Annotated in this window: 23 protein-coding genes; 15 read left to right on the top strand and 8 right to left on the bottom strand. The window is 59.3% G+C overall.

Annotated features, from left to right (window positions below; all coding sequences use genetic code 11):
* The first annotated feature begins 142 nt into the window (after positions 1 to 142).
* Positions 143 to 622: a glycine zipper domain-containing protein gene (locus G9Q84_RS22970; RefSeq protein ID WP_032884954.1), complete on the top strand. Its 480-nt coding sequence runs from the start codon at positions 143 to 145 to the stop codon at positions 620 to 622.
* A 66-nt stretch (positions 623 to 688) separates the two neighbouring features.
* Here G9Q84_RS22970 and G9Q84_RS22965 read toward each other — a convergent pair whose 3' ends face one another.
* The 3 genes from G9Q84_RS22965 to G9Q84_RS22955 all read right to left on the bottom strand — a co-directional run bounded on the left by G9Q84_RS22965 (position 689) and on the right by G9Q84_RS22955 (position 4481).
* Entirely contained in the window at positions 689 to 1120 is a 432-nt protein-coding gene (locus G9Q84_RS22965; protein ID WP_181644148.1) for an acyl-CoA thioesterase, read from the bottom strand.
* A 23-nt stretch (positions 1121 to 1143) separates the two neighbouring features.
* Positions 1144 to 3081 carry a RecQ family ATP-dependent DNA helicase gene (locus G9Q84_RS22960; protein WP_181644147.1) on the bottom strand — a complete coding sequence of 646 codons (1938 nt, stop codon included), beginning with the start codon at positions 3079 to 3081 and terminating at the stop codon, positions 1144 to 1146.
* A 224-nt stretch (positions 3082 to 3305) separates the two neighbouring features.
* Entirely contained in the window at positions 3306 to 4481 is a 1176-nt protein-coding gene (locus G9Q84_RS22955) for a tetratricopeptide repeat protein (protein WP_122682156.1), read from the bottom strand.
* A 257-nt stretch (positions 4482 to 4738) separates the two neighbouring features.
* Here G9Q84_RS22955 and G9Q84_RS22950 point away from each other — a divergent pair, with 257 nt between their 5' ends.
* The 3 genes from G9Q84_RS22950 to G9Q84_RS22940 all read left to right on the top strand — a co-directional run bounded on the left by G9Q84_RS22950 (position 4739) and on the right by G9Q84_RS22940 (position 6751).
* On the top strand, positions 4739 to 5152 hold the full coding sequence (locus G9Q84_RS22950) for a hypothetical protein (RefSeq protein ID WP_181644146.1): 414 nt from the start codon (positions 4739 to 4741) through the stop codon (positions 5150 to 5152).
* A 269-nt stretch (positions 5153 to 5421) separates the two neighbouring features.
* Positions 5422 to 5778 carry a DUF1493 family protein gene (locus G9Q84_RS22945; protein ID WP_181644145.1) on the top strand — a complete coding sequence of 119 codons (357 nt, stop codon included), beginning with the start codon at positions 5422 to 5424 and terminating at the stop codon, positions 5776 to 5778.
* 109 nt (positions 5779 to 5887) lie between these two features.
* Positions 5888 to 6751: a DMT family transporter gene (locus tag G9Q84_RS22940; protein WP_241089509.1), complete on the top strand. Its 864-nt coding sequence runs from the start codon at positions 5888 to 5890 to the stop codon at positions 6749 to 6751.
* 57 nt (positions 6752 to 6808) lie between these two features.
* Here G9Q84_RS22940 and G9Q84_RS22935 read toward each other — a convergent pair whose 3' ends face one another.
* Complete coding sequence (locus G9Q84_RS22935; RefSeq protein ID WP_032884949.1) at positions 6809 to 8350, bottom strand: phosphoenolpyruvate carboxykinase; 1542 nt, start codon at positions 8348 to 8350, stop codon at positions 6809 to 6811.
* Positions 8351 to 8529: 179 nt separating this feature from the next.
* Positions 8530 to 9432 (bottom strand): Hsp33 family molecular chaperone HslO, encoded by a 903-nt coding sequence (gene hslO / locus G9Q84_RS22930; protein ID WP_032884948.1) that lies wholly within the window; start codon positions 9430 to 9432, stop codon positions 8530 to 8532.
* Between the two features lie 126 nt (positions 9433 to 9558).
* On the opposite strand from hslO, the gene G9Q84_RS22925 reads away from it, so the two are divergent.
* Positions 9559 to 10362, top strand: a complete 804-nt coding sequence (locus G9Q84_RS22925; protein WP_032884946.1) for a phosphatase PAP2 family protein — start codon at positions 9559 to 9561, stop codon at positions 10360 to 10362.
* Positions 10363 to 10425: 63 nt separating this feature from the next.
* Here G9Q84_RS22925 and G9Q84_RS22920 read toward each other — a convergent pair whose 3' ends face one another.
* On the bottom strand, positions 10426 to 10833 hold the full coding sequence (locus G9Q84_RS22920; protein WP_032884944.1) for an RNA-binding S4 domain-containing protein: 408 nt from the start codon (positions 10831 to 10833) through the stop codon (positions 10426 to 10428).
* Between the two features lie 116 nt (positions 10834 to 10949).
* On the opposite strand from G9Q84_RS22920, the gene rimA reads away from it, so the two are divergent.
* The 3 genes from rimA to rimK are packed head-to-tail and all read left to right on the top strand — an operon-like array spanning position 10950 to position 13127.
* Positions 10950 to 11729: a S6 modification regulatory phosphodiesterase RimA gene (gene rimA / locus G9Q84_RS22915; protein WP_122682160.1), complete on the top strand. Its 780-nt coding sequence runs from the start codon at positions 10950 to 10952 to the stop codon at positions 11727 to 11729.
* A gap of 13 nt (positions 11730 to 11742) precedes the next feature.
* Complete coding sequence (gene rimB / locus G9Q84_RS22910; protein ID WP_032884940.1) at positions 11743 to 12225, top strand: retropepsin-like aspartic endopeptidase RimB; 483 nt, start codon at positions 11743 to 11745, stop codon at positions 12223 to 12225.
* A complete protein-coding gene (rimK, locus tag G9Q84_RS22905; protein ID WP_003171022.1) occupies positions 12222 to 13127 on the top strand; it encodes a 30S ribosomal protein S6--L-glutamate ligase in 906 nt (301 codons plus the stop codon). The genes rimB and rimK overlap by 4 nt, the downstream gene beginning before the upstream one ends.
* 140 nt (positions 13128 to 13267) lie before the next feature.
* Here the strand turns inward: rimK and G9Q84_RS22900 are convergent, their stop codons facing one another.
* Together G9Q84_RS22900 and ompR are read right to left on the bottom strand one after the other, a co-directional pair.
* Entirely contained in the window at positions 13268 to 14581 is a 1314-nt protein-coding gene (locus G9Q84_RS22900) for an ATP-binding protein (RefSeq protein WP_032884939.1), read from the bottom strand.
* A gap of 116 nt (positions 14582 to 14697) precedes the next feature.
* On the bottom strand, positions 14698 to 15438 hold the full coding sequence (gene ompR / locus G9Q84_RS22895; protein WP_015373500.1) for an osmolarity response regulator transcription factor OmpR: 741 nt from the start codon (positions 15436 to 15438) through the stop codon (positions 14698 to 14700).
* 356 nt (positions 15439 to 15794) lie between these two features.
* Between ompR and G9Q84_RS22890 the strand changes: the two genes are divergently transcribed.
* The 7 genes from G9Q84_RS22890 to tauD all read left to right on the top strand — a co-directional run bounded on the left by G9Q84_RS22890 (position 15795) and on the right by tauD (position 24013).
* Complete coding sequence (locus G9Q84_RS22890; RefSeq protein ID WP_095186289.1) at positions 15795 to 18131, top strand: Tex family protein; 2337 nt, start codon at positions 15795 to 15797, stop codon at positions 18129 to 18131.
* The gene (locus G9Q84_RS22885; RefSeq protein WP_050442803.1) at positions 18131 to 18514 is read left to right on the top strand and encodes a PaaI family thioesterase; all 384 of its coding nucleotides are present in this window, start codon (positions 18131 to 18133) and stop codon (positions 18512 to 18514) included. Before G9Q84_RS22890 ends, G9Q84_RS22885 begins: the two co-directional genes overlap by 1 nt.
* Positions 18515 to 18728: 214 nt before the next feature.
* Positions 18729 to 20312, top strand: a complete 1584-nt coding sequence (gene gshA, locus G9Q84_RS22880; protein ID WP_095186290.1) for a glutamate--cysteine ligase — start codon at positions 18729 to 18731, stop codon at positions 20310 to 20312.
* 249 nt (positions 20313 to 20561) lie between these two features.
* Entirely contained in the window at positions 20562 to 21539 is a 978-nt protein-coding gene (gene tauA, locus G9Q84_RS22875; protein WP_122756734.1) for a taurine ABC transporter substrate-binding protein, read from the top strand.
* Positions 21540 to 21552: 13 nt separating this feature from the next.
* Positions 21553 to 22332, top strand: a complete 780-nt coding sequence (gene tauB / locus G9Q84_RS22870; RefSeq protein ID WP_181644144.1) for a taurine ABC transporter ATP-binding subunit — start codon at positions 21553 to 21555, stop codon at positions 22330 to 22332.
* Positions 22329 to 23165 (top strand): taurine ABC transporter permease TauC, encoded by an 837-nt coding sequence (tauC, locus tag G9Q84_RS22865; protein WP_181644143.1) that lies wholly within the window; start codon positions 22329 to 22331, stop codon positions 23163 to 23165. The genes tauB and tauC overlap by 4 nt, the downstream gene beginning before the upstream one ends.
* Before the next feature lie 11 nt (positions 23166 to 23176).
* Complete coding sequence (gene tauD / locus G9Q84_RS22860; RefSeq protein ID WP_181644142.1) at positions 23177 to 24013, top strand: taurine dioxygenase; 837 nt, start codon at positions 23177 to 23179, stop codon at positions 24011 to 24013.
* Positions 24014 to 24061 lie beyond the last annotated feature (48 nt).

Raw genomic sequence — 24061 nt, 5'->3', positions numbered from 1 at the left:
GACTCTCAAAAACCACTTAAGTTCCCGATTAAAAACAGTAACTTAGAGGATTGTGTACAACTCGTGTTACTGGTCGGAATTCTATTGTCACAATGTCAATACAGCCTCAGGATCGCGCCGTCATCCTCTTGAGGTTTCCCGAATGAAGTTCTCCTCGATTCTCTTGTTGTCCCTTGGCCTGGTCAGTGGCGCAGCCATGGCCGGTGGCACCACCGAAGCCGGTGTAGGCGGCGCATTGGGCGGGGTTCTAGGTTCTGTCGTCGGCCAGCAGTTGGGCGGCAACACCGGTTCGACCATCGGCGCGGCCCTCGGTGGCGCAGGTGGTAGTGCGGTCGGCGCTGACAAGCGCAGCCGTGGCGAAGCCGCTATTGGCGGCGCCCTGGGCGCAGCCGGCGGCAACGTCGTAGGCCGCAGTGTCGGCGGTAGCACAGGTGCACTGATCGGCTCGGCTGCAGGCGGTGGCGCGGGCGGTGCACTGGGCAACTACATGGGCAACAAGAGCGATGACGATGATCGTCGTGATCGTGGGCGCGACAACCGTCGCTATGACCGTGATGACCATCGCGGCCGCGGCCATGCCTATGGACATCGCAAGAACAAGCATCACTACCGTCACCGGTAATCTCTAAAAAACGCCGCAAAACCAATGTGAGAGCAAGCTTGCACCCTCTCACATTGGTTTTTGCCGTCAGACCACCAACCGCTGCAGCGCCTCGCGCAACACTCCCGGAATGGTCACCGGCTGGTTCGACCCCCGATCCACAAACACATGCACAAAGCGCCCCACCGCGCAGGCGTCCTCTTCGCCTGTCTTGAACACCGCCAACTCATACTGCACTGAGCTATTGCCTAACTTGCCCACTCGCAAGCCAATATCGATACGCTCGGGAAAGGCAATCGACGCGAAGTAATCGCACGCCGAACTCACCACAAACCCCACCACTTCGCCGCCATGAATATCCAGCCCGCCCTGCTCGATCAGGTAGGTATTCACCGCCGTGTCGAAAAAGCTGTAGTAGGTGACGTTATTCACGTGACCGTACACATCATTGTCGTGCCAGCGCGTGATGATCGGCTGGAAGTGAGGGTAATCGGCACGCTGTGGCACTGAATCAGGCATGGGTACCTCTGGTGAAAGTGGGTTTACAGGTCATTCAAATGGACTTCGGCCCAACTGCGTACTTCGGCATAGGGATAGTCTTCCAGCGCAGCAAAACCGGGAATGCCCCGCGCCTTCAGCTTGGTAAACAACGGCACACTGATCCCCCCGAGAAAGCGCGTCAGTCGCTCGGCACCCGGCAGTTGGCCCGTGTGCTCATGATGCCTGTGGATAAAATCACCGCACAGCTCCATGAAATTTTTATCCACAAGCGGCGGCAAGCCCGGCGGTGATGGCAGGTGCGCCACATGGCCGTGACATACCGAGCAATGTCCGCAGCGATGGGGGGCTTTTTCATCACCAAAATAATGGGCCAAGCGCTGGCCCAAGCAATGATCGGTGGCGAACAGATCGAGCATGGCGTGAATCCGCGCCACTTCTGTCACCTCGTGGTGCTTGAAGCCTGTGTATAACTCGGCGCTTAACACCTGTGGATCAAATTCGGTATTCAGCAGGCTGTAGACCTCAGTCATCTGCTTGCTTTCCAGCTCGATCAGGCCTTGCTCCTGGAAGTAATCCAGCGCCTTCACCGCACGATTGCGCTCGGCATTGTGCTGCTGATACAGCGCGTCGAAATCCACCGTCGCCCAGGTCTTCGCACGCTTGCACACTTGAATAATCGCCGCGACAAACTGCTGCCGCTCACCGGAAAACCGCGCCAGTAACGCTTCGGGCTCAATCAGGTATTTGAACCGGTATTCGGCATAAAACGCGTAGCGCGGCGCGATCACGCCTTTGAGCTCCAACTGCACCAGCAGGGTCTTGAGTGGCAGCTCGCGGATATTGCTGTGGTCCGACAGCGACCTCAGTAGAAACTCCCACTGCCCTTCACCGCGCGCCGCCTGCAAATCCTCCAGCACCCGGCGGATCCCCTCCTGCTCAGGCGTGTCACCGTACACAAAGTTTTCCAGCACATTGAGGCTGTCACGGTTGGCCAACACCAGGCAGTCCGAGGGCTGTCCATCACGCCCGGCGCGGCCTATCTCCTGGCTGTAGTTCTCGATGGATTTGGGCAGGTCAAAATGCACCACATTGCGGATGTCACTCTTGTCGATGCCCATGCCAAACGCGATGGTGGCGACAATGCAATTGGAGCGCCCGCCCATGAAGCGCTGCTGGATCCCCTCACGTCTGTCGTGGGGCAAGCCGGCGTGATACGCCTCGGCCTGTATGCCATTGCGGTTCAGATGCTCGGCAATATGCTCGGCGGTTTTTTGCAGGGTGACGTAGACGATGCTCGGCTGGTTGGCCCGTTCGCTCATCCACTGCACCAGGCGACGGCGCTTGTCCGCGCCGCTGACCGGTTCGACCAACAGGTTCAGGTTCGGCCTATAGAACCCCGTAGTCACCACATCACCCGGCGCTATGGCGAACTTCGCCTGCATATCGGCAATCACCTTGGGCGTGGCTGTAGCCGTCAGCAGCAGCGCTTGTGGGATCTTGAACTGACGCTGGTAGTCCGGCAGCTTCAGGTAGTCCGGGCGAAAGTTATGGCCCCACTCGGAAATGCAGTGCGCCTCGTCCACCACCAGCAGCGAGATCTGCACACTTTGCAGGAAGTTGCGAAAACGCTCGTTCTTCAAGCGCTCCACGGAAATCATCAGGATTTTCAGCTCACCGGAACGGGCGCGGGCCATCACGTCATTGGCGTCGTCACGACTCTGGGCCGAATCGATACTGCCCGCCGAAATGCCATGGCGTTGCAAAAAGCCCAACTGGTCCTGCATCAATGCCAACAGTGGCGAGACCACCAGCGTCAGGTGCGGCAGCAACACTGCTGACAGCTGATAACACAGGGATTTACCCGACCCAGTAGGGAAAATTGCAGCCGCCGAACGACCGGCCAGAACGGCGCTGACCGTTTCTTCCTGACCCAAACGAAACTGTGGATAACCAAAGACCTGCTGGAGGGTGTCGTGCATAGGCTGTCACTCCATTGACCGCTGAAGGTGGCTTAAAAACGTAGCCCAGTAAGCTCAGCGGATCGAGAAAGGTCGCATGGAAAAAGAGACAGGATGATACACAGGCTGGGAGATGGCCCAGGGCCGAAGTGGGAATAACCTGATGATGCAGTCGGAAACACACCGATCCAAATGTGGGAGGAAGCAAGCACCTCCCACATCTTTAGAACTGCGCTACAGCTGAATCAGCGGTTCTGCACCCGCTCAATCGCCGTGTCATACACCGGGTTGGCTTTCTGTTCCTTGGCCAACTGGTAGTGACGCAGCGCATCCTGGAACTGCCCAGCCGCTTCGTAGATCCGCGCAATGTTGTAGTAGGCACCTGCACGCACGGTCGCAGCATTGGCGCCGGTGGCAAGGGCGATAGCCTTGCGGTTGGCCCAGATCGACTCGGCAGTGTTACCGGCTTTCTGATACGCCAAGCCGAGGTTGCCGTAAGCCTTGCCGAAGCTGTTATCCAGATCGATGGCCTGACGGAAGTAGTCAATCGCCTGATCCAGATTGCCTGCCTGGTAAGCCGCTTCACCTTTCAGGTTCAGCTTCTTCGCATCAGTCTGTACGGAAGAGCTAACGGTGACTGCGGTGACCGCGACGCTGTCATCCAGCAGCGGTTTGACTTCGTTCAGCACATTGGCGGCATTCACTGTCACGCCACTGAAGGTGTTGATGTCCTGGAAGTCGCCGCTGCCGGTCATGCGGAACACCGTCCACAGGTTGCCGCTGCGGTTCTTAGGCACGTAGTAGGTACGCACCAGCGATTGGCCCATGTACACGAACACCTTGGCTTCGCTGTCGGACAACTGGCGCGAGCCTGGGTTGCCGCCATTACTGTAGTCGTGCACGGCATAGACGTAGCTTTCGCCGTAGTGCTTTTTCTGCAGGGTGATGGTTTCCGGGCCGTAGCTGTCGGTGTCATCCACATCCAACTCGGCGTCGGTACCCTTCTGGTTCTCGAAATAGATGTTATTGCCGGGGAAAATCATGTGGGAGTCGAGGTCACTCGGGGTCTTGCCCCAGGTCAGCACCACACGCAGGCCATCGAGGTTTTCCATCACCGGGCTGATGGCGTAGGTCATGCCCGCGCATGGGCACTTCACCACCAGGTTGGAGTAGCCGGGCTTCTTGATGATCAGCAGGTTGCTCGCGTCATCGGCGGCCTCACTGGTCAGCGTCACTTGGCCCTGGGCGTTGGTGCGACCCACCACATTCTGCGCGCCGTTGCGTTGCAGTAGCACTTCGGCGTCGGCGATTTTCTGATCCTTGACCACGGCGCTTAGCACTTCAATCGGCAACTGTTCGGCCTGGACGGAAAAAGCCAACGCACACAATGACATCGCCGAAGCGACACGAAGCAAACCCATGCTTAACTCCCTTTAAGTAGTGGGCGGAAATCGCCCTACAAGATTTTGCGGTGAAACATACGCTTAATTCAGGCCACTGGCGGAGTTTTTGTAGAAAATGTGATGCCAAGCCACAAATACCTGAAACAGTCGTAGGAAATTTCCACAGGTCACGACATCTCCTTCCCAAACTGCTCCAGACACCCGCTTAACCCTCTACAGAAGTTACCCGTCGCTGAATGAAAATAGCGCGGCCTCAACTTTCCCGGCAGAAACCTGTGAACATCGAAAGGACTCAATACATTGGCCACTACGGCATCACCTTCGCGGTGATTCGGTTTAGCGTTCTACCCGCCCATCGACAAACACTGGCAAACCTCTGCCTTTTGGAAGCCGGCACCCGCGCAACCGAAGTTCGCTATCGGCTGGCGGATCTCTACGGAAAAATGCTACCCGGTGATTTGCCTTGCAAAATGACTGTCGCAATCGCTAAGCCGCTGAACCGGCAGCAGGCAGATTTGCTCAATGAACGCGGGCCCCTTATCGCTCTAGCGTTAGCGGGACTTTTCAGTGCGCCAATTCACCCGTTTTCAAAACCAATAGCGCGCGCCGCTGCCACCCCTGTGGGTGCGATCACCAAAAGTATTAGTCGCAGCTATCCCCTCGAAGCCATGGAATGTCAGAAGCCATGACTATCTGCGTTCAAATTGTCGCCTTTGTGGCGCTATACCTTGTTTTGAATCACCAAATCACAACCCCAATACTCAGAAAGCGATTTGCTATCACGTTGCTCGCGACAGGCGTTACGTTGGCATTCCTACTACCCTACGTAGCAGTAATCCTTAAAATGCCCCTCCTGCCTGTATTCCTATTCTTGATAGGCTTGGCACTCTTCATCACCCGAAACAAATTCCGCTTGAAACGCGACCTCCCTCTTCACCCACTCCTGCGTGCCCCCACCATGAACCTCGCCCCCGAGTTCCCCGAAGACCCCGTCATGCAGCAACTCCTGCAACTGCTGCACGAAGAAATCGGCCTGCCGAAACACAAGACTATCCGCCTGCAAACCTCACTCAATTTCGACCTGGGCTGTGACGGCAGTGAAGCCAAGCAACTGATGGAAGCGCTGGAGCAGGAATTCGCACTCGACCTGGGCGACTACGACACTTATCGTTACTTCAACCCGCCGGTCTTTGATGTGTTCCTCAAGCGTCGGGCCAAGGGGCGCGGCAACAAGGTTCCACTGACCATCGGCATGCTCTATCTCGCCATCAAGACTCACAGCTGGGACACGCAGACGCTGGAAAACCTGAGCTAACACGCAGCCCCCTGTAGGAGCCCCGCTTACCGGCGATGGCGGTCTTGAGGTCGCCATTGCCGGCAAGCGGGGCTGTTAAAGGAAATTGAGTCTTCAGAAAGGACGATACATGGACGTAACAATGGGCCTGCTGGCCGCCCTGCTCTGGGGTGGCACGGATTTCCTCGTGGGCCTCAATGCCCGGGCTGTCGGCGTTAAACGCGCCGTTTACTTTGGCCAGGCGCTCGGCTTCCTGATCATGACCTTGCTACTGGTCATGTTGCCGACCTTTCTCTTCAAATCCCTCGACGCCCCGCTAAGCGCCTGGCTGCTGGGCATCGCAGCCGCGCTGCTCACCGTGTCCGGCGCTCTCGCGCTGTCCAAAGCCTTCGCCATGGGCAAAGCCGCCATCGTTGCACCACTGGTGACATCGTACGGCGTGGTCACTACCTTATTGTCCTGGGCCAGCGGCGAGCACATCAGCCTTATACAACTCGGTTGCATTGCCCTATGCGTCATCGGCGTGATCCTCTCCAGCATCCACAAGGACAACGGCGTACCCCACAACAACCCCCGCCTATCCATCGCCTACGCCATGCTCGCCGCACTGTTGTACGGCGCCAGTTTCTGGCTGCAAGGCCGCTACACGCTACCCGCGTTGGGACCGATCACCATGCTTTGGTTGGGTTATCTGGTGGGCGTGTGCGTACTGGTAATGATGGTGCTGAAGATCAAAGATGGCCTGAAAATCCCGCCACTGAAAAACTGTGCGACGCTGACCGGCGCGAGCTTGATGAACCTCGGCGGGTTCTCGGCGTTTTCATGGGGTGCGATGGCGGGGTCGGTTTCGGTGGTGACGGTGATCAGTACGTTGTCAGGTGGGATTGCGGCGATTCTGGGGTTTGTGTTTTTCAAGGAGCGGCTCAATGCGGTGCAGGTGCTGGGGGTTGTATTGGTATTGATCGGAGCAGTAGTTCTGCACATCGCCGACTGACCTTTCGTGCATAAAAAAGCCGCCCACAAGAGGCGGCTTTTTCACAACACGCGAATCTTACAACTTAGGACCCGCAGCCTTGATCGCATCGCTCACTTCAAACTTCTTGAAGTTCTCGATGAACAGACCAGCCAGCGCCTTCGCGGCTTCATCGTAAGCGGCCTTGTCAGCCCAGGTGTTACGTGGGTTCAACAGGCCGGTTTCAACACCCGGTACGGCCAATGGCACGTCGAGGTTGATGGTGTCGAGGTGTTCGGTTTCAGCACCGATCAACGCGCCGCTCTGGATCGCTGCGATCACACCGCGAGTGGTCGGGATGTTGAAGCGCTTGCCAACGCCGTAGCCGCCGCCGGTCCAGCCGGTGTTGACCAGGTAGACCTTGGAGCCGAAGCCGCGGATGCGCTTGATCAGCAGCTCTGCGTATTCGCCGGCTGGGCGTGGGAAGAATGGCGCGCCGAAGCAGGTGGAGAAAGTCGACTTGATGCCGCTACCCGACCCCATCTCAGTCGAACCCACCAATGCGGTGTAGCCGGACAGGAAGTGGTAGGCCGCTTGTTCTTCGCTGAGGATAGACACTGGTGGCAGTACGCCGGTCAGGTCGCAGGTCAGGAAGATCACTGCGTTTGGCTCGCCGCCCAGGTTCTTCTCGGAACGTTTGGCAACGTGCTCCAGCGGGTAGGCGGCGCGGCTGTTCTGGGTCAGGCTCACGTCGGCGTAGTCGGCGTGCTTGGCGTCGTCGATCACGACGTTTTCCAATACTGCGCCGTGCTTGATGGCTTTCCAGATAACTGGCTCGTTCTTCTCGGACAGGTCGATGCATTTGGCATAGCAACCGCCTTCGATGTTGAACACCACGCCTTCGCCCCAACCGTGTTCATCGTCACCGATCAGGTAACGGCTTTCGTCGGCCGACAGGGTGGTTTTACCGGTGCCGGACAGGCCGAAAAACAGGGTCACGTCGCCCGCTTCGCCGATGTTGGCGGCGCAGTGCATCGGCAGTACGTCGGAAGCCGGCAGCAGGAAGTTCTGCACCGAGAACATGGCTTTCTTCATTTCACCGGCGTAACGCATGCCAGCGATGAGTACTTTTTTCTGTGCGAAATTGAGAATCACGCAACCGTCGGAGTTGGTGCCATCACGCTCTGGCACGCACTCGAAGTTAGCCACGTTGAGCACTTGCCATTCGTCACGGCCGGCCGGGTTGTACTGGGCCGGGTTGATGAACAGGCAACGACCGAACAGGTTCTGCCAGGCAGTCTGGGTGGTCATTTTCACAGCCAGGTAGTGGTCTTCGGCAGCCCCTACGTGAACGTGGGAAACGAAGTGCTCTTGCGCGTTGTTGAAAGCCTCGACGCGAGCCCACAGGGCATCGAACTTGTCGGCCGGGAACTTGCGGTTGATCGGGCCCCAGGCGATAGCGTCCTGGGTGGAAGGCTCTTCAACGATGAAACGGTCGACCGGCGAACGACCGGTGCGATGACCGGTTTCTACGACCAGTGCGCCAGTATCGGCAAGCACGCCTTCACCGCGCTGCAGGGCTTCTTTGACCAGATCGTCAACACTCAGATCGGTGTATACGGCGTTATTGGCTTGCGTCATGAGGTTCCCCGTCGGCCTATGGCCGAGTGCTCCAAACGTTTTGTAGTAGAAAGTTGCGCACTACTACCGCGAAAAAAGTGGGCCGGATTATGCCAGAAAAGCCCAAAAAGAGTAGGGCCCTCCCGTCAGAACACCTCTAATCCGGCATTTGTCAGGTGATTTACCTGTGCTTAAACGTTTTAGTGGCGGGTGTCGGATGGCGTGTCGATGCCTGCGCCAGCGAACAATTGAGTGACATCGGCAGCATCGAACAGGTAGCGCTGGTTGCAGAACTGGCAGTCGATCTCAATATTGCCACCGTGTTCCACCACCAGATTTTGCGCATCTTCCAGACCCAGGCTGACCAATGCGCTACCCGAACGCTCGCGGGAGCAACTGCAATGGAAGCGCAAGGTTTGCGCGTCGAACAGGCGCACAGGTTCTTCGTGGTAGAGGCGATGCAGGATGGTTTCGTTGTTCAAGCCCAGCAGCTCTTCGGCTTTCAGGGTGTCGGCCAGAGCGATGGTGTGCCGCCAGCTTTCAGCGCGATCGTCGTCGTCCTTGATGCGGTCGGCCGGCAATTGCTGCAACAGCATGCCACGGGCGCGTTTGCCGTCTGCGTTGAGCCAGAACTTGGTGCCGACTTGTTGGGACATCACGAAATAGTTAGTGAAGCAATCCGACAAGGTTTCGCCGTCGAGGTCGACGATGCCCTGGTAACGCTGGCCTACGGTCGGGTCGACGGTGAGCGCCAGGACGCCGTTGGGCATCAGGTCCGCCAGCATGGCGTCCGGGGCAATCAGGTCGGCGTCATAACGGGCCAGGCCGCGGATTTCACGTTCGCTGGAGCACTCGATCATCAGCAGCGGGATCGGGCCTTCGGAGCGGGCCTGCAGGATTAGCAAACCGTCAAACTTCATGGTGCCGACCAGCAACGCCGCAGCGGCCATCAGCTCTCCAAGCAGTTGCGCGACCGGCTCAGGATAGGGGTGCTTGGCGAGGACTTCGGCGTAGCTGAGTTCCAACGAAACCATTTCGCCGCGGGCGTCGCTCTCGTCGAAGATGAAGCGTTGGGTGAAGTCGGTATCCGGTAGATCAGTCATAGGTCTGGGTATCTGAATTGATGACAAATTGATTACAAGGTTTATAGAATTAAACGCTTTAGCACCGTTTTGGTGCGAATTTCTCCTGGAAACAGAGAGTTTAAATAGAGCGAAGAGGGACAGTTTATGAACAATCCGGGTTTGTTCCAAGCCAAGTGGAACCTCCGGCGATGGGCTCTGTGCAATCTACTCGCTATCGCGCTGCTGTGTTTTTGGCTGTGGCCCACGGGCCAGATGCTCTGTGTGATTTTCGACGAGTGGCTGTTTCATCTGCTCAATGACCCTCTGGCAACCAACGCAACGTGGCTGCACATTTGGGCCGTGGCCAGTTTGCGACCGTTTGATGCGGTGGTCGGGGTGATCCTGCTGTCGCTGCTGGTTCGCGGCGAATGGGTGTTCAAGGCCGTGCAGGTGCGTCAGGCGCTGTTAGGTTTTGTCGGCATTTTGTTGCTGCTGTTGTTTATCCGCATGCTGTTTTCCAAACTTGCGGCACAGATGGGCTGGCAGCACAGCAGCCCGTCGATGGTGATCGGCGGGGCCATTCAGATGAGTGATTACTTTCCTGGCCTGGAGAAGACCTGGGAGCTGAAGGACCGTTCGAGCCAAAGCTTCCCTGGGGATCATGCGTCTGTGCTGTTGATTTGGGGGATGTTCATGACGGTGTTCGCCAAGCGCATCAGCCAAGTGCTGGTGATCTGGGGCCTGGCGCTGTTGTTTATGATGCCGCGGCTGGTGGCAGGTGCGCATTGGGGGCAGGACGATTACATCGGCGGAGTGCTGCTGGCGCTGTTGGCGTTGGGCTGGGGGTATTACACGCCGTTTGCGGCAAAGGTGTCGGTCGCTTTGTTACACGTGACAACACCGATCTTCGGGTTACTTGGCAAGCTGCCGGTGATCGGAGGATTGAGCGTCGTGCGCACATCCCCTTAACGCTGCAGGCCGAATGAGCGAGGGGGCTGGCTCCCTCCCTAATTCGGCTGGGGTTCTGCGCAATCAGTCATCACTGCCACTGCCGCGAAACTTGAAGAGATCGCGGCGTTGCTTCTTGCTCGGCTTACCATCGGTGGTCAGGCCTGAAGCCCCCGCCTTGCGCATCGCCGCAGCATTTTCGCGCTTGGCGATGCTAGCGTCGGTCTCGGTGTAGAGCGCCTGAGCTTCAGGTGCGCCACGACGCACGATGGAAAGTGCTTGGACCACAATGGTCTTTTCATCAAAACCGGTACGAATCTGAAACTCATCGCCGACGCGTGGCTCCTTGCCCGGCTTGCAGCGCTCGCCACGATGGTGCACCTTGCCACTCTCTATCGCCGCCTTGGCCAGGGCACGGGTTTTATAGAAACGCGCGGCCCACAGCCACTTGTCCAGGCGAACCTTTTCTTCCTCTTCCTGCTTTTGAGCCACTTGAATTCCTCGCTCTGAAAAATGTCGCAACTTTACCGTTGAAACCCTTCGACGCATAAACCTCAAGGCTCACCTAAGATACGCCAGGTAGCACCCTGTTTTCGCGAGGATACGCCGTGACCGACTTTCCCACTTCACTCACCTCGCCTGACCAGCGCTGCGTAGGCTGCCAGCAAAGCGAGCCCCTGGGTTTCGATTTTGCGTTTGCCTACCAGCCTATCGTAGACCTTCGGGACCATTCGATTTTTGCCCACGAAGCCTTGGTGCGCGGTACACAAGGCGAAGGCGCGTTGTCGGTGCTGAACCAGGTTAACGAAAGCAATCGCTACCGCTTCGACCAACGCTGCCGCACCCAGGCAATTGCCGGCGCAGCAGCCATGGGGATGCAAACCCATCTTTCCATCAATTTCATGCCCAACGCCGTGTACCGTCCGGAGTTGTGCATCCGCAGCACCCTGGAGGCGGCTCGCGCGCACAATTTCCCGCTGAACAGACTGATTTTCGAGACGCTGGAAAGCGAGCATGTAGATAACTATCGCCATTTGACGAATATTCTGCGTGAATACCGCGAATTCGGCTTCAAGACCGCCATCGACGATTTCGGAGCGGGCTATTCGGGGCTGAATCTACTGGCCGATTTCCAACCTGACTTGATCAAACTCGACATGGCTCTGATCCGCGATGTGGACCAGGATCGTGTCCGTCAGGTGATCGTCCGGGGGATTGTCACAATCTGTGAGCAGTTGAACGTTACTGTCATCGCCGAAGGCATTGAAAGTGCCGGAGAGCGAGACTTTCTGTCTGACTGTGGAATATTTCTCATGCAAGGCTACTGGTTCGCCAAGCCCGCATTCAAAGCCCTGGCCGAGGTTTCACCGAAAGCTTGGGCTAATTGACCGGTTACCCATATTGAAGACATTTGACCATTTGACCGTTGTGGGTCTGCGTGAGTGGGTGGCACTTCCCGACTTGGGAGTGGCAGGCCTGCGCGCGAAGATCGACACAGGTGCCAGCACCTCAAGCCTGCACGCCACCGATATCGAACCCTTTGAGCGCGACGGTGAGAAGTGGGTGCGCTTCACCGCACATCTGGGCAGTGTTGTGCAACTGCGCCACCGCCGCTGCGAAGCGCCCCTGGTGACGATGAAAACCATCAAGAGCTCCAACGGCCATGCGCAGGTGCGCTATGTGATCAGCACCACCCTGGCGTTGGGTGATCGGGTATGGCGGGTGGAGTTCACCCTGGCCTGCCGCAAGGCTATGCGTTACCGCTTGCTGTTGGGTTCCAAGGCGCTGATTGACGGCCAGTTGGTGGTCAACCCCGGCATCAAGTACGTTCAAGACAAGCCGGTGTTCCCGGTCTCTACTATTTCTGCCCCAGGTGCTGCATGAAGATTGCTGTGCTGTCGCGAAACCCGCGTCTGTATTCCACCCGCCGCCTGGTCGAGGCCGGCACCGAACGTGGCCACGAAATGGTGGTGATCGACACGTTGCGTGCCTATATGAACATTGCCAGCCACAAGCCGCAGATCCATTACCGAGGCAAACCGCTGGAAGGCTTTGATGCCGTAATCCCGCGGATCGGCGCTTCGGTGACGTTTTATGGCTGCGCGGTGCTGCGCCAATTCGAGATGATGGGGGTGTTCCCCTTGAACGAGTCCGTGGCCATTGCGCGCTCGCGGGACAAATTACGTTCGCTGCAACTGCTGTCGCGCCGGGGGATCGGCCTGCCGGTCACCGGGTTTGCCCACTCACCCGATGACATCCCGGACCTGATCGAGATGGTCAACGGCGCCCCACTGGTAATCAAGGTACTGGAAGGCACACAGGGCATTGGCGTAGTGCTGTGTGAAACCGCAACCGCGGCGGAGTCGGTGATCGAGGCATTCATGGGCCTCAAGCAGAACATCATGGTGCAGGAATACATCAAGGAGGCAGGGGGTGCGGATATCCGCTGCTTCGTGGTGGGCGACAAGGTAATTGCGGCAATGAAGCGCCAGGCCAAACCTGGAGAGTTTCGCTCCAACCTGCACCGCGGCGGCAGCGCCAGCCTGATCAAGATCACCCCTGAGGAGCGCATGACCGCGCTGCGGGCGGCCAAGGTGATGGGGTTGGCCGTGGCGGGGGTAGATATCCTGCGTTCGAACCACGGGCCGCTGGTGATGGAAGTCAATTCATCCCCGGGCCTGGAAGGTATCGAAACCACCACTGGCAAAGATGTGGCGGGGATCATCATTCAGCATCTAGAGAAGAATGGTGGGCCGAATATGACCAGGACCAAGGGCAAGGGCTGATAAAACGCAGTCTGTGGCACACGTAAACCAAATGTGGGAGGGGGCTTGCTCCCGATAGCGGTGGATCAGCCAGCTTATTGGTAGCTGACCCACTGCAATCGGGAGCAAGCCCCCTCCCACATTTTGATCTGCGTTGTTTGTTAGACCGCGTCTCTGGGCAACATCAAGCCCAACGGCAAACGCACCCGCGCCTCAAGGCCGCCGCCTTCGCGATTACGCAACTCAACATTGCCACCATGCATCGAGGCAATTCGTCGCACGATCGCCAGCCCAAGCCCCGTGCCTTTGCCACCGCGTGCACGGTCCCCACGAGTAAACGGGTTGAAGATGCCCTCCAGTTCCGCCGGGTCGATCCCCGTGCCACGGTCCATCACACTCAGCACCACATAAGGTGCGGCGCTGTCGCCCGAAACGTACGCCGCCACTTCCACATCAGAGCCGGCGTGATGCAAGGCGTTGCCAATCAAATTGTTCAACAGGCGCTTCATCGACACACGTCGCAACGCAAACGGCTGGATCGGCTCAAGGCGCATCCGAACCTGTTCGCCGTTCTGGTTATAGGGCGCAACCACCTCGCGCACCAAATCCGTCAGGTCGACTTCCTCAACCACCTCATCACGGCCATCGCGGATAAACGCCAGAAACTGATCGAGAATCGCGTCCATATCCTCGATATCGCGGACCATGTCGTCGGTCAGATCGGTATGGTTGTCCATCAACTCCAGGGACAGTCGCAAGCGTGTCAGCGGCGTGCGCAGGTCGTGAGAGACACCGGCCAGCATCAACTCGCGTTCGCGCCCGGCCTGTTCGACATCCTCCGCCATCTGGTTGAACGCGCCGTACACCTCGGTCATTTCACTCGGTGTATCGCTGACCGGCAGGCGCACGCTGCGCCCCTGACCCAATTGCCGGGCGGCGAACACCAATCGTTTAAGGGGTTGGTTGAGCTGGCGCACAAAGATCCACGCGGATGCTGTGGAAAGCAGCCCGATCGCCAAGAACCAGCCCAGCACGTTCCAGATCTTCTGCCCCCGCAAAGGATGAGGGTACAGCGGCACTTTCAGCCAGTCCTCACCCAGGCTCGGCGCACGTACCCACAATGCAGGAGACACATGCATACGCAGCCGTACTTCGGTGTCTTCACCCAGTTCGGCCTGCATTTGGCGCTGGTAAATCTCGCTGTAAGGCCAATGTTGCTCGCCCTCCGGCACACCCGCCCCCGCCACGCGCACCAGAGTGGCGGCCTTGGCAATCTTCTCGCGGTTCTCGGGATCGGCGGCCCAATAGGCGCGCAGCGTCAAAGCCACACCGTGGCTGTACTGTCGATCCACCAGCACATCTTCGTTCATCAGCAGATAAACCAGCGTGAGCGCTTTGGAAAACAGAACGACGATCAGCACCAGCCAAAGGGTGCGGGAGAAGAAACTTTGTGGGAACCACAGCGGGGTTTTCATAGATGAAAGCTGGACACCTTGCAGGAACGAGCGGCGCTCGCAGAATTGCAGACGCCGGGCATCCCGTCGACCCTCATGGAGTCAAACGCCAGGATGCCCGCCCTGCAAATCATCGATCACTTGGTTGCGGTGCCATCCGGCACAAACACATAACCCACGCCCCAGACAGTCTGGATATACCGTGGCTTGGAAGGGTCCGGCTCGATCATCCGGCGCAGACGGGAAATTTGCACGTCGATGGAGCGCTCCAGGGCGTCCCATTCACGACCACGAGCCAGGTTCATCAGCTTGTCGCGTGTCAGCGGCTGGCGAGCGTTCATCACCAGCGCCTTGAGCACGGCGAATTCGCCGGTGGTGAGCATGTGCACTTCATCGCCGCGCTTGAGTTCGCGGGTCGCCAGCGACAGTTCGTAGTCGCCGAAGGTAACGCTTTCGTCTTCGCTGCCTGGCGCGCCCGGTACTGGCGGTGCCTGACGGCGCAATACGGCTTTGACCCGCGCCATCAACTCATCCGGATTGAAGGGTTTGGCCAGGTAGTCATCGGCGCCCAGTTCAAGGCCCTTGATGCGGCTCAGCTCATCGCCCTTGGCGGTGAGCATGATGATTGGAATCTGATTGTTCGCGCCGCGCAGGCGTTTGCATGCGGTCAGGCCATCTTCGCCGGGCAGCATCAGGTCAAGTACGACCAGGTTGAATACTTCGCGCCCCAGGAGGCGATCCATCTGCTCGGTGTTCGGCACCGCGCGGGCACGGTAGCCCTTGGAATTGAAGAAACGCTCCAGCAGGCTGCTCAGCCCTGGATCGTCATCAACGATGAGAATTTTTTCGCCTTCAGCAGTTTGTGCAGTGCTGCTCATTAGATGCTCCTCTTATCTCGGCGCGCATTATGGCGTAGCTGTCGTTATACGCACCGTGTGCATTGTTAGCAGATTTTTCCTCAACTGCCAGCAAACCCGCGCCCTACAACCACCCGCGCAGTAGCCCTCAAGGACAAAACGCTGGTTATAATGCGGCGCCCTCATACAGGGCGACGTCAGATCGTTACCTTTTTACTGCCAAGCTTTTTTACCCGCTTGTCGCGATTTTTCCGATTTCGAGGGTCAATAGGCTGCCTCTTGACCCAGGCAGCGGCGCCAGTCGGGCCGCTCAACCAGCTGCGCAAGGCCTTGTTTTCCGGGCCTGCAAGCTGCTTCTAAGAATTTCAGGTGGTTTTATGGACAGCATCAACAGCCGCATCGCCGAGGAACTCGGTGTACGCCCACAACAGGTCGAAGCGGCCGTCGCTCTACTGGATGAAGGCTCCACGGTGCCCTTCATCGCCCGTTACCGAAAAGAAGTGACAGGCAGCCTCGACGACATCCAACTGCGTCACCTGGAAGAGCGCCTGCGCTACCTGCGAGAACTCGACGAACGGCGTATCAGCATCCTCGCCAGCATCGAGGAACAGGGCAAGCTGACCCCGCAGCTTGAGCGCGACATCAAGCTCGCCGACACCAAAACCCGCCTCGAAGACCTTTACCTGCCCTACAAACAAAAGCGCCGCACCAAGGGCCAGATCGCCCTCGAAGCCGGCCTGGGCGAACTGGCCGACGGCCTGTTCAACGACCCGTCGCTGACCCCGGACACCGAAGCCGCGCGCTTCGTCAACGCTGAAAAAGGCGTTGCCGATGTCAAGGCAGCCCTCGAAGGCGCCAAGTACATCCTCATGGAGCGCTTCGCCGAAAACGCCAGCCTTCTGGAAAAGCTGCGTACCTACCTCAAGCAGGAAGCCATCATCAGCGCTCGCGTCATCGCCGGCAAAGAGGAAGAAGGCGCCAAATTCCGCGATTACTTCGAACACGACGAACCGCTCAAGAGCATGCCGTCCCACCGTGCACTGGCGATTTTCCGTGGCCGCAACGAAGGCATTCTCAGCTCCGCACTCAAAGTCGGCGACGAGCTGCCGGGCACCATGCACCCGTGCGAAGGCATGATCGGTCAACAATTCGGCATCCAGAATCAGAATCGTCCTGCTGATAAGTGGCTCGGTGAAGTAGTGCGCTGGACCTGGAAGGTCAAGCTCTACACCCACCTGGAAACCGACCTGCTGGGCGAATTGCGCGACGGCGCCGAAACCGAAGCGATCAACGTCTTCGCCCACAACCTGCACGACCTACTGCTGGCCGCACCAGCCGGCCCGCGCGCCACCCTGGGCCTCGACCCGGGCCTGCGCACCGGCTGCAAGGTGGCCGTGGTCGATGCCACCGGCAAGCTGCTGGACCACGCCACCGTGTACCCGCACGTGCCGCATAACAAGTGGGACCAGACCCTCGCGATTCTGGCCGCCCTGTGCGCCAAGCATTCGGTGGACCTGATCGCCATCGGCAACGGCACCGCCAGCCGTGAAACCGACAAGCTTGCCGCCGAACTGATCAAAAAATACCCAGCCATGAAGATGACCAAGGTCATGGTCTCCGAGGCGGGCGCTTCGGTGTACTCGGCGTCGGAACTGGCTTCCAAGGAATTCCCGGACCTCGACGTGTCGATCCGTGGCGCGGTATCCATTGCCCGTCGCCTGCAGGATCCGCTGGCCGAACTGGTGAAGATTGACCCTAAATCCATCGGTGTCGGCCAGTACCAGCACGACGTGTCACAGCTGAAGCTGGCGCGTGGCCTGGATGCGGTGGTGGAAGACTGCGTGAACAAGGTTGGCGTGGATGTAAACACTGCCTCGGTCGCGCTGTTGGCCCGTATCTCCGGCCTGAACACCACGCTGGCGCAGAATATCGTCACTCACCGAGACGAAAACGGCGCGTTCAAAACCCGCGCCGCGTTGAAAAAGGTCGCTCGACTGGGCGAGAAAACCTTCGAGCAAGCCGCCGGTTTCCTACGCGTAATGAACGGTGACAACCCGCTGGATTCCTCGGCCGTTCACCCGGAAGCGTATCCGCTGGTGCAACGCATCGCCGCCGAGACCGACCGCGACATCCGTTCGCTGATCGGTGACGCTGCGTTCCTCAAGCGCCTGGACCCGAAGAAGTACACCGACGAAACGTTCGGCGTACCGACCATCACCGACATCCTGCAAGAGCTTGAAAAGCCTGGCCGCGACCCACGTCCTGAGTTCAAGACCGCCGAGTTCCAGGACGGCGTCGAAGACCTCAAGGACCTGGAGCTGGGCATGATCCTGGAGGGTGTGGTGACCAACGTGACCAACTTTGGCGCGTTTGTGGACATCGGCGTGCATCAGGATGGTTTAGTGCATATCTCCGCACTTTCGGAGAAGTTCATTAAAGACCCACGTGAAGCGGTGAAAGCCGGTGATGTGGTCAAGGTCAAGGTCATGGAAGTCGACATCCCGCGCAAACGCGTTGGTCTGTCGATGCGTATGAGCGACACCCCCGGCGAGAAAATCGACGGTGCCCGTGGCGCACGCCCAGGCTCGGCGCCGCGCCAGTCGCAGAACCGTTCCGAAAGCAGTCAACCGCGCAAGGAAACCGCAACCGCGGCGCCAAGCAACAATGCCATGGCCTCGCTGTTCGCCAACGCCAAGCAGTTGAAGAAACGTTGATGGAAATCCCGGCCGGTTTGACTCAGAGCGCCTTCAGCGAACTGATCGGCTGCCGCCTGCAACGCCTGGAAGAAGGCGTTGCCGAGGTGGCCCTGACCCTGGAGCCGCACCTGCGCAACCGCGCGGGCAAGCTCCATGGCGGGGCGATTTTCAGCCTGGTAGACATCACCATGGGGCTGGCCTGTTCCAGTTCCCATGGTTTCGACCAGCAGAGCGCGACCATCGAGTGCAAGATCAACTACATCCGCGCCGTGGAAGACGGGGATGTGCTGTGCACCAGCCGTGTGATTCACGCCGGCCGGCGCACCCTGGTGGTCGAAGCCGATGTGTATCAGGAGGAACGACTTGTCGCAAAAGCACAGGGCACCTTCGCTGTCCTATAGCTCACCACCCACGATTTGAGTTAATTTCGGCGCTGCGATAACGGCGTCGGAATTTTCCTGCTGCGCTATGGCCCAATTCATGGAGTGAAGTAGGCTTTTTTACCGCGGGTCAAATCGACTCACAACCAGGCGATCACGCCAGTTTTAACTTCACCCTTGTAGACCGTCCTGCCCACCCCCATATTGGGGCGACTGACGCGTGAAGGAATCCAACTTGAGCGAACTTCTCAACCGCCGCCTGGCTCTGCTCGGCAAGCGCGAACACCTCTCCCTGCTAGAGCAGTGCCTGCATGGCATCGAGCGTGAGTGCCTACGTGTCACGGGTGAAGGTCGCCTGGCGCAAACGCCGCACCCGGAAGCCCTGGGCGCCGCGTTGACCCACGAACAGATCACCACCGACTACTCGGAATCGCTGCTGGAGTTCATCACCCCAGCCCTGCCCAACCCGGCCGATACCCTGAGCAGCCTGGACAAGATCCACCGCTTTGCCTACACCAAGCTGGGCAGCGAATACCTGTGGAGCCCCTCGATGCCGTGTCCGTTGCCGGCCGAGGAAGATATTCCGATTGCCTACTACGGCACCTCCAATATCGGACAGCTCAAGTACGTGTACCGCAAGGGCCTGGCCCTGCGTTACGGCAAGACCATGCAGTGCATCGCCGGCATCCACTACAACTTTTCCCTGCCGGAACAGTTGTGGCCGTTGCTCAAGGAAACTGAAGGGTTCGTCGGCACCGACCGCGACTATCAGTCCACGGCTTACATCGCGCTGATCCGCAACTTCCGCCGTTACAGCTGGCTGCTGATGTACCTGTTCGGTGCCTCACCGGCGCTGGACGCGGGTTTCCTGCGCGGTCGCTCGCACCAGCTGGAAGTGCTCGACGCCGACACCCTCTACCTGCCCTACGCCACCAGCCTGCGCATGAGTGACCTGGGTTACCAGAGCAACGCCCAGGCCGGCCTGACGCCGTGCTACAACGACTTGGCGAGCTACACCGACAGCCTGCGTGAGGCGGTAGCAACGCCCTACGCGCCTTACGTCGAAATCGGCACGCACAAGGACGGTGAGTGGGTACAGCTCAACACCAACATCCTGCAGATCGAAAACGAGTACTACTCCAACATCCGCCCCAAGCGCGTGACCTACACCGGTGAACGACCAATCCAGGCGCTGGTGGCACGCGGCATTCAGTACATCGAAGTGCGTTGCCTGGACATCAACCCGTTCTTGCCGATGGGCATCGACCTGCCCGAGTCGCGCTTCCTCGACGCGTTCCTGCTGTACTGCGCGCTGAACGACAGCCCGTTGTTCGCCAACAACGCGTGCGGCAATGCCACCGCCAACTTCCTCAGCGTGGTCAAGGAAGGTCGCCGTCCGGGCCTGCAATTGCAGCGCGACGGCGCGCCGGTGGACATGAAGGAATGGGCCACCGAGCTGTTGGAGAAGATTGCACCGTTGGCCGCCCTGCTCGATCAGAGCCATGGCATCAGCGAGCACAGCCAGGCGCTGGACGCCCAGCTTGCTAAGGTCAACGACCCATCGCTGACCCCTTCAGCGCAGGTACTGGCCGCGATGGCCGAGCGCAAAGAGAGTTTCGCGCAGTTCTCCCTGCATCAGAGCGAGTTGCATGCCGAGTATTTCCGCCGTGAGCCGTTGCCCGCAGAAGAGCAGGCGCGCTTTGAGGACCTGGCGCGCAAATCGCTGGCGCAACAGGCGGAACTGGAGCAGAACGAAGTGGGCGATTTTGATGTGTTTGTGGGGTCGTACCAGGCCAGCATTCTCGCCATCAGTAACTAACTGAAGCCGACCCGGCTCAAAATGTGGGAGGGGGCTTGCCCCCGATAGCAGAGCGTCAGTCACCCATCAGTGGCTGAGCTACCGCCATCGGGCGCAAGCCCCCTCCCACATTTGCCCTCATCAAGCTCAAGACTTGCTTCAACCTTTCCCCACATAAGCTAATTCGAAAATGTTATTTATTTTCGGATTCTTAGATCATTTAGTCTCCTCTCACGCCGACCCTCGGCCGCCTGATTGAGGAGCTTCCCCTTGAAACTTTTAACCCCCCTGCGCCTCTTGGCGGCGTTGTCCCTGGCCGGTGCCAGCCTGTTTGCCCAGGCGGCGGATGTGACCATCGCTTACCAGACCACCGTGGATCCGGCCAAAGTCGCCCAGGCCGACGGCGCGTATGAAAAAGCCACCAACGCCAAAATTGATTGGCGCAAATTCGACAATGGCGCCGACATCATTGCCGCCATCGCCTCCGGTGACGTGCAGATCGGCTACCTCGGTTCCAGCCCGCTGACCGCGGCGATCACCCGCAAAGTGCCAGTGGAAACCTTCCTCGTCGCCACCCAGATTGGCGGTGCCGAAGCCCTGGTGGCACGCACCGGTTCGGGGATCAACAGCCCCCAGGACCTGATCGGCAAAAAGATCGCCGTGCCCTTCGTCTCCACTGGCCACTACAGCCTGTTGGCCGCACTCAAGCACTGGAACATCGACCCGTCGAAAGTGACCATCCTCAACCTCGCGCCACCGGCGATCATCGCCGCCTGGAAGCGCGGTGATATCGACGCCACCTACGTGTGGGATCCCGCGTTGGGTGTGGCCAAGGAGAACGGCAAAGTGCTGATCACCTCTGGCGAGCTGGCCAAGTTCGGCGCGCCAACGTTCGATGCGTGGATCGTGCGTAAGGATTTTGCCGAGAAGCACCCGGAAATCGTCACGGCCTTCGCCAAAGTCACTCTGGATGCCTACGCCGCCTACCGCAAAGACCCACAAGCCTGGCTCGCCGACAAAGGCAACGTCGACAAGCTGGTGAAGCTATCCGGCGCTAAGGCCAGCGATATCCCGCTGTTGTTGCAAGGCAACGTCTACCCGCTGGCCGCTGACCAAGTGACCCTGCTGGGCGCCCCGACTACCAAGGCCGTGACCGATACGGCTGCGTTCCTCAAGGAACAAGGCAAGGTCGACGCCGTGCTGCCGGACTACGCGCCTTACGTCAGCGCCAAGTTCATTACTAACTGAGGAGTTCATCGCGATGGCCTTGCTACAACTGGAGCGCATCAGCGCACAGTACCCAGGCGCCCCGGAACCGGTACTGGCGGATATTTCACTCGACCTTGGGCCCCAGCAATTGCTGGTGGCCCTCGGGCCGTCCGGCAGTGGCAAGACCTCGCTGTTGAACCTGATTGCCGGTTTTGTCGAACCTTCTGCCGGGCGCATTACCCTTGATGGCGTGCCGGTCAAAGGCCCCAGCGCCGAGCGTGGCGTGGTGTTCCAGGACGATGCGTTGCTGCCCTGGCAGGATGTGTTGGCCAATGTCGGCTTCGGCCTCGAATTGGCCGGCATACCCAAGGCCCAACGTGAAGTACGTGCCAGGGAAATGCTCGCGCTGGTGGACCTGGCGGGTTTCGACAGCCGCCGTATCTGGCAGCTCTCCGGCGGCCAGAAGCAACGCGTCGGCCTGGCGCGCGCCTTGGCGGCAGACCCGCGTGTGCTGCTGATGGACGAACCCTTCGGCGCCCTCGATGCCTTCACCCGCGAACAGATGCAGGAGTTGTTGCTGCAAGTCTGGCGCCGCACGGCCAAGCCTGTGTTCCTGATTACCCATGACATCGAAGAAGCCGTATTCCTCGCCACTGATTTGATCCTGCTGGCGCCCAACCCAGGCCAGATCGTGGAACGCCTGCACCTGGACTTCGGCCAACGCTATGCGGCGGGTGAGTCGGCGCGGGCGATCAAGTCCGACCCGCGCTTTATCGAGACCCGCGAACACGTGCTGGGCAAAGTGTTCTCCCAACGGCAGGTGTCCGCATGAGCAGCTACGAACTTCCCGCCACCGCCGCCAAGCCGGTGACGCACGCGGTCATTGCGGTGCGCCGCAGCTTAAGCACACGCTGGATCAGCCTGCTGACACTGGCCGCGCTCCTGGCAATTTGGTGGGGGGTGACCGCCACCGGTTTGATCGAACCGCTGCTCCTGCCACCGCCGTCCGCCGTGCTGCAAAAAGGCTGGTTGCTCGCGACCACGGGCTATATGGACTCCACTCTGTGGCAACACCTGGGCGCAAGCCTCAGCCGTATCGGCCTGGGCCTGGGCTTCGCGGTGCTGACCGCCGTGCCGGTGGGCATCGCCATCGGTTCCAATCGCATTGCCCGAGGCATTCTCGACCCGCTGATCGAGTTCTACCGACCGATTCCACCTTTGGCCTACCTGCCGCTGATTGTGATTTGGTGCGGCATCGGTGAGCTGTCTAAAGTGCTGCTGATTTACCTCGCGATCTTCGCACCGATTGCCATCGCCACCGCGACCGGCGTACGCACCGTCGACCCGGCCAAATTGCGCGCCGCGCAGTCGTTGGGCGCCACCCGCGCCCAGCTGATTCGCCATGTGATCCTGCCAAGCGCCCTGCCTGACATCCTCACCGGCGTGCGCATCGGACTGGGTGTGGGCTGGTCGACCTTGGTCGCTGCCGAGCTGATCGCCGCCACAAGCGGCCTGGGCTTTATGGTGCAGTCGGCGGCGCAGTTCCTGGTCACCGATGTGGTGGTGCTGGGGATCCTGGTGATCGCTCTGATCGCCTTCGCCATGGAAATGGGCCTGCGTGCCCTGCAGCGTAAGTTAGTGCCTTGGCATGGCCAGGCACATTGAGTGAGAACCGCATGAGCAGCCTGACCGTTACCCCATTGAGCACTGCCTTGGGCGCCCAGATCAGTGGCGTCGATATTACCCAGCCGCTGAGCGCCGAACACCGCGATGCCATCGAGCAGGCGTTACTCCGCCACTCGGTGCTGTTCTTCCGTGACCAGCCGATCACCCCGCAGCAACAGGCGCGGTTCGCGGCGAACTTCGGCGACCTGCACATCCACCCGATCTACCCCAACGTGCCGGAACAGCCCGAAGTGCTGATCCTCGACACCGCCGTCACCGACGTACGCGACAACGCCGTGTGGCACACCGACGTGACCTTCCTGCCCACCCCGGCGCTCGGCGCGGTGCTTAGCGCCAAGCTGCTGCCGGCGTTTGGTGGCGACACGTTGTGGGCCAGTGGTATTGCGGCGTATGAGGCGTTGTCCGAGCCGTTTAAGGCGTTGCTCAACGGCCTCACCGCCACCCACGATTTCACCAAGTCTTTTCCGCTGGAGCGCTTCGGCAACACCGCCGAAGACCTGTTGCGCTGGGAAGAAACCCGTAAGAAGAACCCGCCGCTGTCCCACCCGGTGGTGCGTACTCACCCGGTGAGTGGACGCAAGTCGCTGTTTGTCAGCGACGGGTTCACGACCAGGATCAATGAACTGGAACCGGCGGAAAGCGAGGCGATTCTTAAGCTGTTATTCGCCCACGCGACGCGCCCCGAATTCACTATCCGCTGGCGCTGGCAGGAGAACGACGTGGCGTTCTGGGACAACCGCGTGACCCAGCATTACGCGGTGGATGACTACCGGCCGCAGCGGCGGGTGATGCATCGGGCGACGATTCTTGGGGACGTGCCGTTCTAAACCACACAGCACATCAAATGTGGGAGGGGGCTTGCCCCCTCCTACATT

Origin of the sequence: Pseudomonas sivasensis, from assembly GCF_013778505.1 — a bacterium.
GTDB lineage: Bacteria > Pseudomonadota > Gammaproteobacteria > Pseudomonadales > Pseudomonadaceae > Aquipseudomonas > Aquipseudomonas sivasensis.
The sequence above is the reverse complement of the archived record's forward strand: the minus strand, read 5'-3'. Positions and strand labels throughout refer to the sequence as shown.